This window comes from Streptomyces sp. S.PB5 (assembly GCF_030403745.1).
Classification (GTDB): Bacteria; Actinomycetota; Actinomycetes; order Streptomycetales; family Streptomycetaceae; genus Streptomyces.
Genome location: NZ_JAQMWP010000025.1, coordinates 48,844 through 63,544, shown reverse-complemented (window position 1 = coordinate 63,544; position 14,701 = coordinate 48,844). Strand labels below are relative to the sequence as shown.

Below are 14,701 nucleotides of genomic sequence, written 5' to 3'. Positions count from 1 at the left end.
GGGCGGGTGGCTCAGCCCGTCACCCGCTGAGCGGCGCCCGCCGTCAACTCGTCGAAACGGCGCAGCAGTTGGGTGTGCTCCGACTGCAGCCGCTCGATCCGGCGGTGCAGCCGGGCGATCTCCTCGCACAGGGGCAGGACCGCGTCCTCGGCCGTCGTGGGCGCGGTCCGGGCGTGCTGCGGGGAGGCCCAGGGCAGATCGGCCGGGAAGGGGCGCGCCGAGGCGGCGAGGGCGGGATCGTGGTGCAGGATCGCCTCCCGCAGACCGCGCAGACCGGGGCCCGGCTCGACCCCCAGTTCGCGCATGAGACGGCCGCGGGCCCGGTCGTACACGCCGAGCGCCTCCGCCTGCCGGCCGCAGCGGTAGAAGGCGACCATCAGCAGGTCGTAGAACTTCTCCCGCAACGGATGGTCGGTGATCAGCTCGACCAGCTCACCGGTGATCTCACGGTGCCGCCCGGTGCGCAGACACGCGCCGTACATCATCTCCAGCGCGGTCAGCCGGCCTTCCTCCAGCTGGGCGGCCTCGGCCGCGCAGATGTCGCCGAGCACGCTGCCCTCCAGCGCCGGCCCGCGCCACAACGACAGGGCCCGGCGCAGCAGTTCGGCGGCGTGGCCCGGGTCGGCGGGCAGGACCCGCCGGGCCTCGCCCGTCAGGCGCTGGAAGCGTGCGGCGTCCGTCTCCACGGGGCCCAGCCGCAGGGTGTAGCCGCGCGAAGTGGTGGCGATCCACGGCGACCGCGCGTGCGGTCCGGAGCCCTGCTCACCCGGGCCGGACAGCAGCCGGCGCAGCCGGGCCACATGCCCCTGCAGCGCGTTCGCCGCGTTGGCGGGCGGGTGGTCGCCCCACAGCTCGTCGATGAGCCGGTGCCCGGACACATGGTGCCCGGCCTTCACCACCAGCGCCCCCAGCAGCGCGCGCTGCTTCACACCGGCGGGCAGGATCCGCCGGCCGGCCTGCTCGTCCCGGACCTCCACGAGACCGAGGATGCGGAACTCCATCTCTTCCCTCCACCGAGCCTTCAGAAGGAACGCGCCGCGCCCGCCGCGTCGAGCGCCGTGGCCGCATCCCGGGCGATCTGCCGCAGCAGCGGACCGGGGTCGTCCTGGAAGTAGAAGTGACCGCCGTCGAAGACCCGCAGACCCAGGAAGTGCTCGGCGTGCTCCTCCCACCCGGCCATCCGCGCCGGGGAGGCGGAGTGGTCCTCGCGGCCCGCGAACGCGGAGAGCGCCACCGGCAGAGGACCGGTGTCGGGGCCGGGCCGCCAGCTCTCCACCAGGCGCAGATCGGCCCGGATCACCGGCTCCAGCAGGGCCCACAGCTCGGGGTCGTCGAAGACCCCCTCGGGTGTGCCGTCGAGCGCCTGCAGCCGGCTGCGCAACTCGGCCTCGGGCAGCTCGTGATACGCGCTGACCGGCCCCGCCGACTGCGGCGCCGGACGTGCGGAGACCCCGACCCACACCGGCAGCGGCAGCCCCCGCCCGACGAGCCGCCGGGTCATCTCGTACGACACGAGGGCGCCCATGCTGTGCCCGAACAGGGCGTACGGGCAGGTGAGTTCGGGCTTGACGGCGTCGATGAGGAAGTCGGCGAGCCGGCCGGCGTCGGAGATCTGCGGCAGATCGAGCAGGTGGCCGTGGCCCGGGGCGTCGAGCAGCCGCACGTCCCAGGTGTCCGGCAGCCCGGCGGGCCAGCGGCGGTAGGGGACGTGGGAGCCGCCCGCGTGGTGCAGGACGAACAGCCGCAGTTCGGGTCTTGTGCCGTCCATCGCTCCCCCTCGGATCGGGCCGCGCACCTGCGGAGCATAGAACGCCCCGGGGCCGCCCGGCCGGGATCTCCAGCCGCCCTCCGCCGCAGGTGTGGCGGCCCTTGAGCGAACCTCCGGCGGCGGTGCGCAGGTCCTGGTCGGGAGCGGAGAAAACCCGAGCGCGGCTGGGGCCGGATCCGGCGAGATCCCGAGCGGTTCGCCACCGCCGCGGTGATCGGCGCCGAGGCCGCGCCCCGCGGGCTCCGCACGGTCGCCCCGTGGGCCCCCGCACGGTCGCCTCGCGGCTCGTCCCGCACGGCCCCGCCCACCCCTGCCACACCCCGGAACCGGGCGCTCCGTGTCCGGATGGAAGCGGCTGCCGCGACCCCCGCACCCGCGCCGCCAGTGCCCGACTCGACCCGCACTCGCAGTCCGTTCCGCCGCCCCCGACATGATCCTCCCGCTGCCCCGAAACGGTGAGAATCCCCTGCCGCCTGCGGATTTCCCCTCTCACCACCGACCGCGCCCAAGGTCCGTCACGCGCCCCCGGCGCACACCTTCGCCCAACGGACGCGCCCGCTCCGCGCCGCCCGAGCGGAACTCCACCATGTCTCAAAAGGGCCCTGGCTACAGTGCGTTGAGTCGGCTACCGGCAACGCGGGCAGCCAAGCCCGTACGACGACCGCGGTCCGGCCCAGAAGGCCAGGAGCGGACAGCGGACGGGCCGATCGGCTGCCGTACGTTCCCATCCCTGGAACGCGGGGCAGCCGATCTCCCGTTGTGTGCCGGGCGGACGACTGATCGACGAACCCGCGCCCGGTGCGCTCCCGCACCCGGCTCGGGCTCCCCTCATCCCGAGTCACTCCATGACGATCTAGGACGGTGCCCAGTTGAGCACGAACCCCTTCGATGACGAGGACGGCCGCTTCCACGTCGTGATCAACGACGAGGAGCAGCACTCCCTGTGGCCGGTCTTCGCCGAGGTGCCCGCGGGCTGGCGGGTGGTCTTCGGCGAGGCGTCCAGGGCCGAGTGCCTGGAGTACGTCGAGCAGAACTGGACCGACCTGCGTCCCAAGAGCCTGCGTGAGGCCATGGCGGCCGGCTGATCTCCGCCACACCCGGAAAACCACTCTGAGTTGGGAGATGAACGCTGTGACGGGCGCTGTGAGGACCGCGAGCGGGAACAAGGCGAATCCGGCAGGCAACAGCGGTGAGCCCGCGCAGCGCGACATGGTCCTGTCCTTCGTCGGCACCCAGGCCAAGGTGCAGAAGTCGGGGATGACCTTCCCGCAGAACCTGCCGGAACGTTCCTGGGAACAGATCGGCAGCAATCTGCGGGAGCTCGTCAACTCCTCGGCGTGGTGGCTCGCCGACTGGCTGCTCTACGGAGAGGCCACCTACGGCTGGCGCCGCTACAAGGAGGCCATCGAGCGGACCGGGCTCGACTACCAGACCCTGCGCAACTACGCGTGGGTGGCCCGGCGGTTCGAGCACCACCGCAGGCGCGACAGCCTCAGCTTCGCCCACCACGCCGAGGTGACCCGGCTCTCGCCCCCGGAGCAGGACTACTGGCTGCGCAAGGCCGAGCAGCAGAAGTGGTCGCGCAACGAACTGCGCCGGGCGGTGCGCGCCAGCCTCGCCGTGCAGAGCGACCAGACCGAGACCACCCCGAGCGGCGACGACCAGCAGGAGGTGCCCCGGCTCGCCGAGTCGACGGCGGCCGACAAGCGCCAACAGCAGGTCACCACGCTCACCATCGAGCTGTCTCCCGGTCAACTGGAGTACTACTCGAAGGCCGCCGCCGCGCACGGGCTGTCCCTGGACAAGTGGGTGGCCCAGCTGCTCGAGACCGCCGACCGGCTCAGCGCCCAGACGCGCACCGCCTGAACGCGCACTGCCTGAACGCGCACTGCCTGAACGCGCACCACGTACCGCCGGGACCCGCACCGCCCGGAACCGCACCACGCACAGGCGTCACCGCCCGACCGCGCCGGCCGACCCGCGTTTCCCCGGGGTGCGCCGACGGCCCTGTCCGACCGGACATCTTTCACATCGGAGTCAGTTCATGATCCTTCAGGGAAAGCGGGTTGCCCTGCCCTCGGCGCCCGTCGTCCACAAGCAGTTCGAGGGGCATGCCGAGTCGGCCCCCGACGCCGTCGCCGTCGTCTGGGCCGGCCGGCAGGTGACGTACGCCGAACTGGACGTGAAGGCGAATCGTTTCGCGCAGTTCCTGAACGCGCGCGGACACGGCCGGGGTGCGAAGGTCGGCGTCTGTCTCGACTACTCGATCGACATGCTGGTCGCCATCCTCGGCACCCTGAAGGCGGGCGCCGCCTACGTCCCCTTCGACCCGGCCTACCCGGCGGAGCGGCTCCAGCTGCTGCTCGGCCAGGTCCCCGACCTCGCCCTGATCGTGGCCTCCCCGGCCACGGCCCCCATGGTCGAGTCGGCGAGCGTCGACGTCATCGACCTCGACGAACGGGCCGACGAACTCACGGCCCTCCCCGCGACCGCACCCGACGTCGAAGTGACCGGCGACGACATCTGCTACGCCGTCTTCACCTCCGGCTCGACCGGCACCCCGAAGCTGACCGCGGTCCGGCACGAGGGCTGGTTCAACCTGATGAACTGGCTGAAGCTCGAGTACGGCCTGCACAGCGGCTCCAACAACCTGGTCGTCAGCGCCTTCGGCTTCGACCTCTCCCAGCGCGCCCTGATGACCCCGCTGTTCTGCGGCGCCACCCAACACCTGCTCGCCAGCCGGAACTTCGACGCCATGATGGCGTACCGGATTCTCAAGGAGCGCGAGATCCGGGTGATCCACTGCGCGTCCAGCACGCTGTACCTGCTGATCGACTGGGAGAAGGCGCGCGGCGGCGACGCACTCACGCGGCTCGACTACGTGCTCTTCGGCGGCGAGGCCCTCAAGGTCGAACGGCTCACGGAGTGGGCCGGGCAGGAGGGCAACGACTGCACCCTGCTGCACCAGTACGGCGTCGCCGAGTGCACCGATGTCGCGACCTCCTACGACCTCGCGGGCTACCGGGCCGACGTGCACGACATCCCGCCGGTCGGCAGGCCGGCGTACAACACCGACATCCACCTCCTCGACGAGCAGCTGCGCGGTGTCGCGCCGGGGGAGCAGGGCGAGATCTGCATCGCCGGTTCCAGCGTCGGCGCCGGCTACCTCAACAACGGCCCCGAGAACGCCAAGTTCACCACCGTCGAGGTCGACGGCGAGCCGGTCAGGGTCTACCGCACCGGCGACCGCGGCCAGGTGAACGACGCCGGTGACCTCGTCGTCCTCGGCCGGATCGACTCCCAGGTGAAGGTGCGCGGCATGCGCATCGACCCCACCGACATCGAGCGCGCCCTCGCCCGCCTGGACGGCGTCCGCGAGGCCGCCGTGGTGGTCTCGTACGACTCCGGCGAGGCCGAGCTGATCGCGTTCCTCGTCCCGGCGGGGGAGGACCTCGCCGCCGACGACATACGCACCCGCCTTTCGAAGGCACTGCCGCGGAACATGGTCCCTTCCAGGTTCCTGAACATTCCGCGCATTCCGCTGAGCCCGCACGGAAAAGTGGACCGCGCGGCGCTGGTCGATTCATGCCGGAACCAGTACGCGAACAGCGGCACGGCGGCGTAGTCGGCAGACCTGGATGACAACCGAGAGGACCATGATGATCGCCGACCGCGTACGGGCCATTTGGTGCCGGGAACTCCAGCGCGACGACATCTCCGTCGACGACGACTTCTTCGCCCTGGGCGGCCAGTCTCTGATCATGGTCAGGATCCAGGGTGCCTACATGGAGGAACTGGGCGTCGAGATCCCCATCGACCAGATGTTCCTCAACTCGACCGTGGCGTCGATCTCCGAATACATCGAATCCGCCCGCTGATCCACAGCGCGTCACACAACTATCGGTAAGAGAGGCGCCATGTACGACGTCATTGTCATAGGTGCCCGTTGCGCGGGTTCGCCGACGGCCATGCTATTCGCGCAGCAGGGTTACCGCGTCCTGCTCCTGGAGAAAGCCAAATTCCCCCTCGACACCCTGTCCTCGCACTACCTCCACATGGAGGGCGTGGCGCTGCTCAAGCGCTGGGGACTGCTCGACGCGATCCGCAGGTCCGGCGCCCAGCCGATCACCCGGCAGAGCTACGAGGCACCCGGCGTCCGCATCGACGGCTTCTCCCTGCCGATGGACGGCGAGCGCACCACGTACGCCCCCCGCCGGTACGTCCTGGACCCGATCCTCGCGGACGGTGCCGTCGCGGCCGGCGTGGAGTTCCAGCAGGGCTGCGCGGTCAAGGACCTGCTCTTCGAGGACGACCGGGTCGTCGGCGTGCGGTACACCACGCCCGCCGGCACCGAGACCACCGAGCGGGCCCGTCTGGTCGTCGGCGCCGACGGCATGCGCTCGCTGGTGGCCCGCAAGGTCGGCGCGCAGAACGTCATCGAGCACCCGCGGCAGACCACCACCTACTACAGCTACTGGGCCGACGTCCCCGCCCACTTCGAGCTGTACGCGCGCCCGGGCCGCTGGATCGGTGTCGTCCCCACCAACGACGATCTCACCCTGCTGATGGCCTACTTCCCGCAGGACGAGTACAACCAGGTCCGCAAGGCGGTCGAACCCAACTACCTCGAAGCCTTCCGCACCACGGCCCCCGAGCTGTACGAGCGGATGCAGTCCGGCCGGCGCGTGGAGCAGCTCTACGGCACCGGCCACCAGGAGAACTTCTTCCGCAAGGCCTACGGCCCCGGCTGGGCGCTGGTCGGCGACGCGGTCAACCACAAGGACTCCATCACCGCCCGCGGCATCACCGAGGCCTTCGTCCAGGCCCAGTCCCTCACCGACCACATCGGGCAGCGGCTGCACGAGGACGCCGCGCTCAAGGGCGCTCTGAGGCGCTACGAGAACGACCTCGGCAACGAGGCCCTCAACCACTACCAGGGCGCCCTCAACGTGGCCGAGCTCAAGCCCGACGCGCGGGCCGACATGTTGCAGAAGCTGGTCGGCCACCAGGACCAGATCGACCGGTACTTCTCGACGCTGTCGGGGGCGATCTCCATCGACGACTTCTACAACGAAGAACTCCTGACCCTGCTCGACCAGAGCTGAAGACCGACCTGCTCCCCGGTTCGCCGATATTGGAGACACAATGATCCCGTTGTCGTTCGCGCAGCGTCGGCTGTGGTTCGTCGACCGTTTCGAAGGCCCTTCGCCGACCTACAACGGCGCTTTCGCCCTGCGGCTGACCGGTGAGCTGAACGTGGGCGCGGTCGAGGCCGCGCTCCGCGATGTCGTCGACCGCCACGAGGCGCTGCGCACGGTGATCGTCGAGAACGACGACGGCGTTCCGCACCAGCGGGTGCTCGACTCCGGTGAGCAGCCCATCGGCCTGCCGGTCGTCGAGGTCGCCGAGCAGGAGCGGGCGGCGGCGGTCGACGCGGTGGCCAAGCAGACCTTCGACCTGGCCGCCGATGTGCCGATCCGCGCCCGGCTGCTGCGGTGCGGACCGCGCGACCACACCCTCGTGGTCGTCGCGCACCACATCGCCGTGGACGGCGAGTCCTTCGGACCGCTGTTCCGGGATCTCACCATGGCCTACGCGGCCCGCGCCGAAGGAGCGGCCCCGGCCTGGGAGCCGCTCCCGGTGCAGTACGCGGACTACACCCTGTGGCAGCTGGACCTGCTCGGCGACGAGTCCGACCCGGAGAGCCTGTCGGCCCGCCAACTCTCCTACTGGCGCGATGCGCTGGCCGACCTTCCGCAGCCGCTGGCCCTGCCGACCGACCGCCCGCGCCCCCGGGTGATGAGCCCCGAGGGCGACCGGGTGGACTTCACGATCGACCCCGGACTGCTCCGGGCCGTGGAGCGGCTGGCCACGGAGGAGGACACCACCGTCTCCATGGTCATGCACTCGGCGCTGGCGGTGCTCCTGCGCCATCTCGGCTGCGGGGACGACATCTCCATAGGCGCGCCGATCACCGACCGCACCGACGAGGACCTGCGCGATCTCGTCGGGTTCTTCGTCAACACCTGGGTGCTGCGCGTCGACCTCTCCGGCAACCCCACCTTCCGCCGCCTGCTCCAGCAGGTCCGCGAGCGGTCGCTGGCCGCCTACGACAACCAGGACATGCCGTTCGAGCGGCTGGTGGAGCTGCTCAACCCCGACCGGTCCACCGCGTACAACCCGTTCTTCCAGGTCATGCTCTCCTGGCAGCCGCCCGTCCCGGACCTGGAGCTTCCCGGCCTCGGCGTCCAGGTGGAGCGCCTGGAGACCGACACGGCCAAGTTCGACCTGTTCTTCGACCTCCTCCCGGACAACTCGGGCGGGGCGCGGTGCCGCCTTGAGTACGTCACCAGCCTCTTCGACCGGGACACCGCCGAGAGCATCGCGCAGCGGTTCGTGCGGGTGCTGGGCCGGCTCGTGGCCGACGCCGAGGGCACGGTCGACGCCGTCGACGTGCTGGAGACGGCCGAACGCGAGCGCCTGCTCACGCAGTTCAACGACACCGCCGCCGAACTGCCCGAGCTGACGGTCCCGGAGCTGTTCGAAGGCCAGGTCGCCAGGACCCCCGACGCCCCGGCGCTCGTGCACGGCGACCGGACGCTGACCTACCGCGAGCTCGACGACCGGGCGAACGCCGTCGCCTGGGAGCTGATCCGGCGTGGCGCCGGCCCCGAGGACCTGGTGGTCCTCGCCCTGCCGCGCACCGAGGACCTGGTCGTCGGCCTGCTCGGCATCCTCAAGTCCGGTGCCGGATACGTGCCGTTGGACCCGCAGTACCTCAGCGGGCGCGCCGAGAGCGTGCTCTCCGAGGCCGCTCCGCGCTTCGCGGTCACCGACACCGAGACCTGGCGGGAGCTGCCCGCGAACGACATCACGGTCGTCGCCCTGGACGAGCGCGCCGGCTGGGAGACCCCCGAAGGAGCCCCGTCCGACGCTGGCCGCGTCGCGCCGCTCGCCCCGGACAACCTCGCGTACGTGATGTACACCTCCGGCTCCACGGGCAAGCCGAAGGGGGCCTCGATCACCCACCGCAACCTCGTCAACGGGGTGCGGGAGCTCGTCGGTGTCCTCGGTGTTCTCGACGCACCGCCCGCCTGGCGCATGCTGGCCGGCACCTCCGTCAACTTCGACGTCTCCGTCTTCGAGCTCCTCACCACCCTCACCACCGGCGGCACGGCCGAGGTCGTGGAGAACGCGCTCGCCCTCGCCGAGCGCGACAGCTGGGACGGCCACGTCATCAGCGGCGTCCCCTCGGTCCTCGGCGAACTCGTCGGCCACCTGGACAAGGCGACCGACGTGCGCACGGTCGTCCTCGCGGGCGACGTCCTCCCGGGCCGCCTGGTGCGCCAGCTGCGCGAGGCCCTGCCCGACGCGCAGATCGTCAACTCCTACGGCCAGAGCGAGAGCTTCTACGCCACCACCTTCTCCCTCGCGCCCTCCGACGACTGGGCCGACGGAGACGTCGCCCCCATCGGCACCCCGCTGGGCAACATGCGCGCCTACGTCCTCGGCCCGGGCCTCGCCCCGGTGCCGCAGGGCGTGATCGGGGAGCTCTACGTGGTCGGCACCTGCCTGGGCCGCGGCTACCACGGCCGCCCGGGCCTGACCGCCGAGCGCTATGTCGCGAGCCCCTTCGGCCCGGCGGGCGAGCGGATGTACCGCACCGGCGACCTCGCCCGCTGGAACGCGGACGGACAGCTGGAGTGCGTCGGCCGCGGCGACGGCCAGGTCAAGGTCCGCGGCTTCCGCATCGAGACGGCCGAGGTCGAGGCGGCGATCACGCTGCACCCCGGCATCAGCGAGGCCGTCGTCATCAGCCGCGAGGTGCCCGCGGGCGGCAAACAGCTCGTCGCCTACGTCGTACACACCGGAGAAGGGGCCGTCGGTGACGACGGCGCCGGAGGCATCGGCGACGTGGACGTCCAGTCCGGCGCCTCCGCCGCCGAGCTGCGCAAGTTCGTCGCCGCCCGGCTGCCCGACTACATGGTGCCCTCGGCCTTCGTGGCGATGGGCCGGCTGCCGCTCGGACCGACCGGCAAGCTGGACCGCTCGGCGCTGCCCGAGCCGGAGTTCCTCGGCGAGGCCTACCGGGAGCCCCGCACCGAGGCCGAGAAGATCATCACCGCCGCCTACGCGGACGTCCTCGGTGTCGACCGGGTCGGCATCGACGACGACTTCTTCGCGGTGGGCGGCGACAGCCTCCGGTCGATCCAGGTGGTGGCGCGGACCCGGGCCAAGGGCCTGGAGCTCACCACCCGGGAGATCTTCGAGTGCCGCACCGCGGCCCGCCTCGCCGAGGTGGCCGCCGACCGCCGCGACCGGGTGCCCGCCCTCGCCGAGGACGAGACCGGCGGCGTCGGCCCGCTGGCGCTCCAGCCGGTGGCACGGCACGTCTTCGAGCACGGCGGCGGGACGAACCGATTCGCCATGTCGATGGTGCTCGAACTGCCCACCGGCATCGACGAGTCCGGCCTGGCCGCGACCCTGGACGCGGTCCTCGACCGGCACGACCTCCTGCGTGCCCGGCTGGTCCGCGACGACGAGCTCTCCCTCGTCGTCCGCGACCAGGGCGCGGTCCGCGCGGCCGACCTGATCCACCGGGTCGACAGCGACGGCCGCTGGGACGAGCCGGCCGCGCTCGAAGCGGCGAAGGCCGAACTCGACGCCGCCGTCGGGCGCCTGGACCCCGAGGCCGGGACCATGGCGGACTTCGTCTGGTTCACCGCCGCCTCGGGCGAGGGCCGACTGCTTGTCGTCCTGCACCACCTGGTGGTGGACGGCGTCTCCTGGCGGATCCTCATGTCGGACCTCGCCGAGGCCTGGCAGCAGGTCAGCTCCGGCAAGACGCCCGAACTGCCCGCGGTCGGCACCTCGGCCCGCCGCTGGGCGGCCGCCCTGGAGGACCAGGCGTTCTCCGACGAGCGCGAAGCCGAACTGGAGTACTGGCAGAACACCCTGGAGTCGTCCAACCCCCCGCTGGGCGACCGCGCCTTCGACCCGGCGCAGGACGTGTGGTCCACCGTCGAGACCGTTCGCGTGGAACTGCCCGCCGACCTCACCGAGGCGGTGCTCACCAAGCTCCCCGCAGCGTTCAAGGGCACCGGCACCGACGTACTGCTCGCCGCGCTCGCCCTGGCGGTCAACCGCTGGCGCGGCACGGACGGTTCCACCCTGGTCCGTCTGGAGGGCCACGGCCGTGAGGAGGACGCCGTACCCGGCGCCGACCTCTCCCGCACCGTCGGCTGGTTCACCAGCATGTACCCGGCCAAGGTCGACGTGCAGGGCCTGGACCTCGCCGACGTCCTCGCGGGCGGCCCCGCGGCCGGAAAGGCCGTCAAGCTGGTCAAGGAGCAGCTGCGCGGCGTCCCCGACAAGGGCCTCGGCTACGGCCTGCTGCGCTGGCTGAACCCCGAGACCGCCGAACAGCTCGCCGAGCACGCCGTCCCGCAGATCGGGTTCAACTACCTCGGGCGGATCTCCGACAGCGACGTCCCCGAGCATCTGCGCGAGCACGGCTGGGGACCGGCGTCCTGGTCCGCCGAGCTGATCGCGCTGCCCGACCCGGACCTGCCCGCGCTGTCCGCGCTGGAGGTCAACTCGGTCGCCACGGACACCCCCGACGGCACCCGCCTCCAGGCCGCCTTCATGTTCGCCTCCGGAATCCTGACCCGCGAGCGGACCGCCGAACTGGCCGACCTGTGGGTCGAGGTGCTGCAGGGCATGGCCGCGCACGCCGCCCGCCCCGAGACCGGCGGACTCACGCCCTCGGACGCCCCGCTGGTGACGGTGAAGCAGGGCGAGATCGAGGAGTGGGAGGAGCGCTACGGCCGACTGGTCCAGGTGTGGCCGCAGGGACCGGGCCAGTCCGGCATCCAGTTCCAGGCCGCCCTCGCCGACGGCACCTTCGACGTCTACCACATGCAGTTCCTGCTCCATCTGACCGGCAACGTCGACCCGGACCGCATGCGGGCCGCCGGGCAGGCGCTCCTGGAGCGCTACCCGAACCTGCGCTCCGCGTTCCTCGCCACCGGCGACGGCGACCCCGTCCAGGTCGTGGCCGAGCAGGTCGCCCTGCCCTGGCGGCACATCGACCTCACCGGTGTCCCCGCCGCCGAGCAGGACGCGGCCGTCGACAAGGCCCTCGCCGACGACCGCGCCGAACAGCTCGACCCCGCCCGGCCGCCGCTGTTCCGCCTGGCCCTGCTCACCTGCGGGCCCCAGCAGGCGAAGCTCATCATCACCGCGCACCACACCCTGTTCGACGGCTGGTCGTCCCCGCTGGTCATCAAGGACCTGGTCCGGCTCTACGCCGGCACCGAGGAACTCGCCCCGGTCCGCAGCTACGGCGACTACCTGGGCTGGCTGTCCAGGCAGGACCGGGACGCCTCCGCCGCGCGCTGGAAGGACGAGCTCGCCGACTTCGACGAGCCGACCCTCCTGGCCGCCGGCCTCACCGAGAAGGGCGAGGCCTCCCGCCTCGGCCGCGTCGAGGTTCCGCTGTCGATCGACAAGGGCCGCGAACTCGCCCGCCGCGCCGCGGAACTCGGCGTCACCCTCAACACGCTCCTCCAGGGCGCGTGGGCGGTACTGCTCTCCAAGCTCACCGGACAGCACGACGTGGTGTTCGGCGCCGCCGTCAACGGCCGCCCGGCCGACCTCGTCGGCTCCGACGAGATGGTCGGCCTGTTCATCAACACCCTGCCGACCAGGGTGCGCTGCCGCGCGAACGACAGCGTGGCGGACGTCATCACCGACCTCCAGGACCGGCAGATCTCCCTGCTGGACCACCACTACTACGGCCTGGCCGACATCCAGCGCGGAGTCGGACTGCCCGCCCTGTTCGACACCATCGTGGTCTTCGAGAACTACCCGATCGACCGCGAGGGCATCGTCGAGGCCAACGACTCGGCGGGCTTCACCATCGACGCCATCCGGCCGTTCGCCGGCTCGCACTACCCGCTCACCCTCAACTCCTCCGACCCCTACCTGCGGCTCTCCCTCGACTACCAGACCACCCTCTTCGACCGCGACGCGGCCGAGGTGATCGCCGCCCGGCTCGTCCGGGTCCTGGACCAGGTGCTGGAGGACCCGAAGACCCTCGTCGGCGCCATGGAGGTGCTGGCCGAGGACGAGCGGGACTGGCTCGTGCGGCGGATCAACGACACGGCACAGCCCGTCGCCCCGGACACCCTGCCGGGCGCGTTCGAGGCCCAGGCGGAGCGGACCCCCGACCGGCCGGCCGTGATCGGCGAGCAGGAGCGGCTGACCTACGCCGAGTTCAACCGGCGCGCCAACCAGCTGGCGCACTGGCTGGTCGAACAGGGCGCGGGCCCCGAGCAGCTGGTCGCGGTGAAGATCCCGCGCTCCGTCGACCTGATGGTCGCGATCTACGCGGTGGCCAAGTCTGGCGCCGCCTACGTGCCGATCGACACCGAACTGCCCGAGGACCGGGTACGGCTCGTCCTGGACAGCGCCTCGCCGCTGCTGGTGCTCGACGCCGGTCTCCCGGACGTCTCCGGGTACCCGGAGACCAACCCCGAGCGCGCCCTGTCGCCGGACCACGCCGCGTACGTCATCTTCACCTCCGGCTCCACCGGAAGGCCCAAGGGCGTGCAGGTGGCCCACCGGGCCATCATGAACCGGCTGAAGTGGGGACTCGCCCACTTCGACGTGAGTGCCGAGGACCGGATACTCCTGAGCACGACCGCCAGCTTCGACGTGTCCGTGCCGGAGATCTTCGCCGCCCTCCAGGTCGGCGCCGCCGTAGTCGTCGCCCGCCCCGACGGGCGCCGCGACCCCGGCTACCTCGCCGACCTGATCCGGCGCGAGCAGGTGACCGGCGCGGACTTCGTGCCCTCCCTGCTGGAGGTGTTCCTCGCCGAGCCCACGGCCCGGGAGTGCACCGGCCTGCGCTGGATCGAGGTCGCCGGCGAGGCCTTCCCGCCCGCCCTGGCCAACAAGGCCGTCGAGGTGCTCCCCGGCTGCGGGGTGCACAACCTCTACGGCCCCACCGAGGCGTCCGTCGAGGTCACCGCCCACCAGCACGTCCCGGGCGCGGACCGGGTGCCCATCGGCGCACCGGTCTGGAACACCCAGGTCTACGTCCTGGACGCGGCCCTGCGCCCGGTCCCGCCCGGCGTCACCGGCGAGCTGTACCTCGCCGGCACCGGCCTCGCCCGGGGCTACCTCGGACAGACCGGACTGAGCGCCAACCGCTTCGTCGCCTGCCCCTTCGGGGAGCCGGGGACCCGTATGTACCGCACTGGCGACGTCGTGCGGTGGAACCAGGACGGCCAGGTCGAGTACATCGGCCGCTCCGACTTCCAGGTGAAGATCCGCGGCTTCCGCATCGAGCTCGGCGAGATCGAGCAGACGCTGACCGCGCACCAGGACGTCGACAGCGCGGTGGCCCTGGTCCGCGAGGACCGCGCCGGAGACCAGCGCCTCGTCGCCTACGTGGTGCCCGGATCCGGCAAGGCCCCGGCCGCGCTGGACCTCACGGCCCTCACCGACCTGGCCAGGGAGCACCTGCCGGAGTACATGGTCCCCTCGGCGATCGTGCCGCTGGCGGAGTTCCCCATGACCCCGAGCGGAAAGCTCGACCGCAATGCGCTGCCCGCACCGGACCGCGCCGAGGCCGCCACCGGACGCGGGCCGCGCAACCGCACCGAGGAAGTCCTGTGCCGGCTGTACGCCGATCTGCTCGGCCTCGACGAGGTCGGCATCGACGTCGACTTCTTCGACCTCGGCGGCCACTCGCTGCTGGCCACCCGGCTGATCGGCCGCATCCGCAACGAACTCGACGTCGACGTCAAGGTCACCACGGTGTTCCGCAGCCCGACCGTCGCCCAACTGGCGGTTCACATCGAGAAGCAGGCCACGTCGAACCGCCCCCGGCGCCCCCAGCTGCGCCCGATGAACGTGTAGGAGTGA

8 protein-coding genes are annotated in these 14,701 nt (G+C 71.6%); 6 read left to right on the top strand and 2 right to left on the bottom strand.

Going from position 1 to position 14,701, the window contains the following annotated elements:
* Nucleotides 1–11: 11 nt before the first annotated feature.
* Both PH203_RS42760 and PH203_RS42755 read right to left on the bottom strand, forming a co-directional pair.
* On the bottom strand, nucleotides 12–1,001 hold the full coding sequence (locus PH203_RS42760; RefSeq protein ID WP_289927537.1) for an AfsR/SARP family transcriptional regulator: 990 nt from the start codon (nucleotides 999–1,001) through the stop codon (nucleotides 12–14).
* 20 nt (nucleotides 1,002–1,021) lie between these two features.
* The gene (locus PH203_RS42755) at nucleotides 1,022–1,768 is read right to left on the bottom strand and encodes an alpha/beta fold hydrolase (RefSeq protein WP_289927536.1); all 747 of its coding nucleotides are present in this window, start codon (nucleotides 1,766–1,768) and stop codon (nucleotides 1,022–1,024) included.
* Nucleotides 1,769–2,637: 869 nt separating this feature from the next.
* Between PH203_RS42755 and PH203_RS42750 the strand changes: the two genes are divergently transcribed.
* The 6 genes from PH203_RS42750 (at nucleotide 2,638) to PH203_RS42725 (ending at nucleotide 14,695) form a co-directional block, all read left to right on the top strand.
* Nucleotides 2,638–2,853, top strand: a complete 216-nt coding sequence (locus PH203_RS42750; protein WP_289927535.1) for an MbtH family protein — start codon at nucleotides 2,638–2,640, stop codon at nucleotides 2,851–2,853.
* Between the two features lie 37 nt (nucleotides 2,854–2,890).
* Nucleotides 2,891–3,634, top strand: a complete 744-nt coding sequence (locus tag PH203_RS42745) for an LmbU family transcriptional regulator (RefSeq protein WP_289927534.1) — start codon at nucleotides 2,891–2,893, stop codon at nucleotides 3,632–3,634.
* Between the two features lie 178 nt (nucleotides 3,635–3,812).
* Nucleotides 3,813–5,393 carry an amino acid adenylation domain-containing protein gene (locus PH203_RS42740; RefSeq protein WP_289927533.1) on the top strand — a complete coding sequence of 527 codons (1,581 nt, stop codon included), beginning with the start codon at nucleotides 3,813–3,815 and terminating at the stop codon, nucleotides 5,391–5,393.
* Nucleotides 5,394–5,406: 13 nt separating this feature from the next.
* On the top strand, nucleotides 5,407–5,646 hold the full coding sequence (locus PH203_RS42735; protein WP_289927532.1) for a phosphopantetheine-binding protein: 240 nt from the start codon (nucleotides 5,407–5,409) through the stop codon (nucleotides 5,644–5,646).
* A gap of 39 nt (nucleotides 5,647–5,685) precedes the next feature.
* Nucleotides 5,686–6,873 (top strand): NAD(P)/FAD-dependent oxidoreductase, encoded by a 1,188-nt coding sequence (locus PH203_RS42730; RefSeq protein WP_289927531.1) that lies wholly within the window; start codon nucleotides 5,686–5,688, stop codon nucleotides 6,871–6,873.
* Nucleotides 6,874–6,913: 40 nt separating this feature from the next.
* On the top strand, nucleotides 6,914–14,695 hold the full coding sequence (locus PH203_RS42725; protein WP_289927530.1) for a non-ribosomal peptide synthetase: 7,782 nt from the start codon (nucleotides 6,914–6,916) through the stop codon (nucleotides 14,693–14,695).
* The last annotated feature ends 6 nt before the right edge of the window (nucleotides 14,696–14,701 follow it).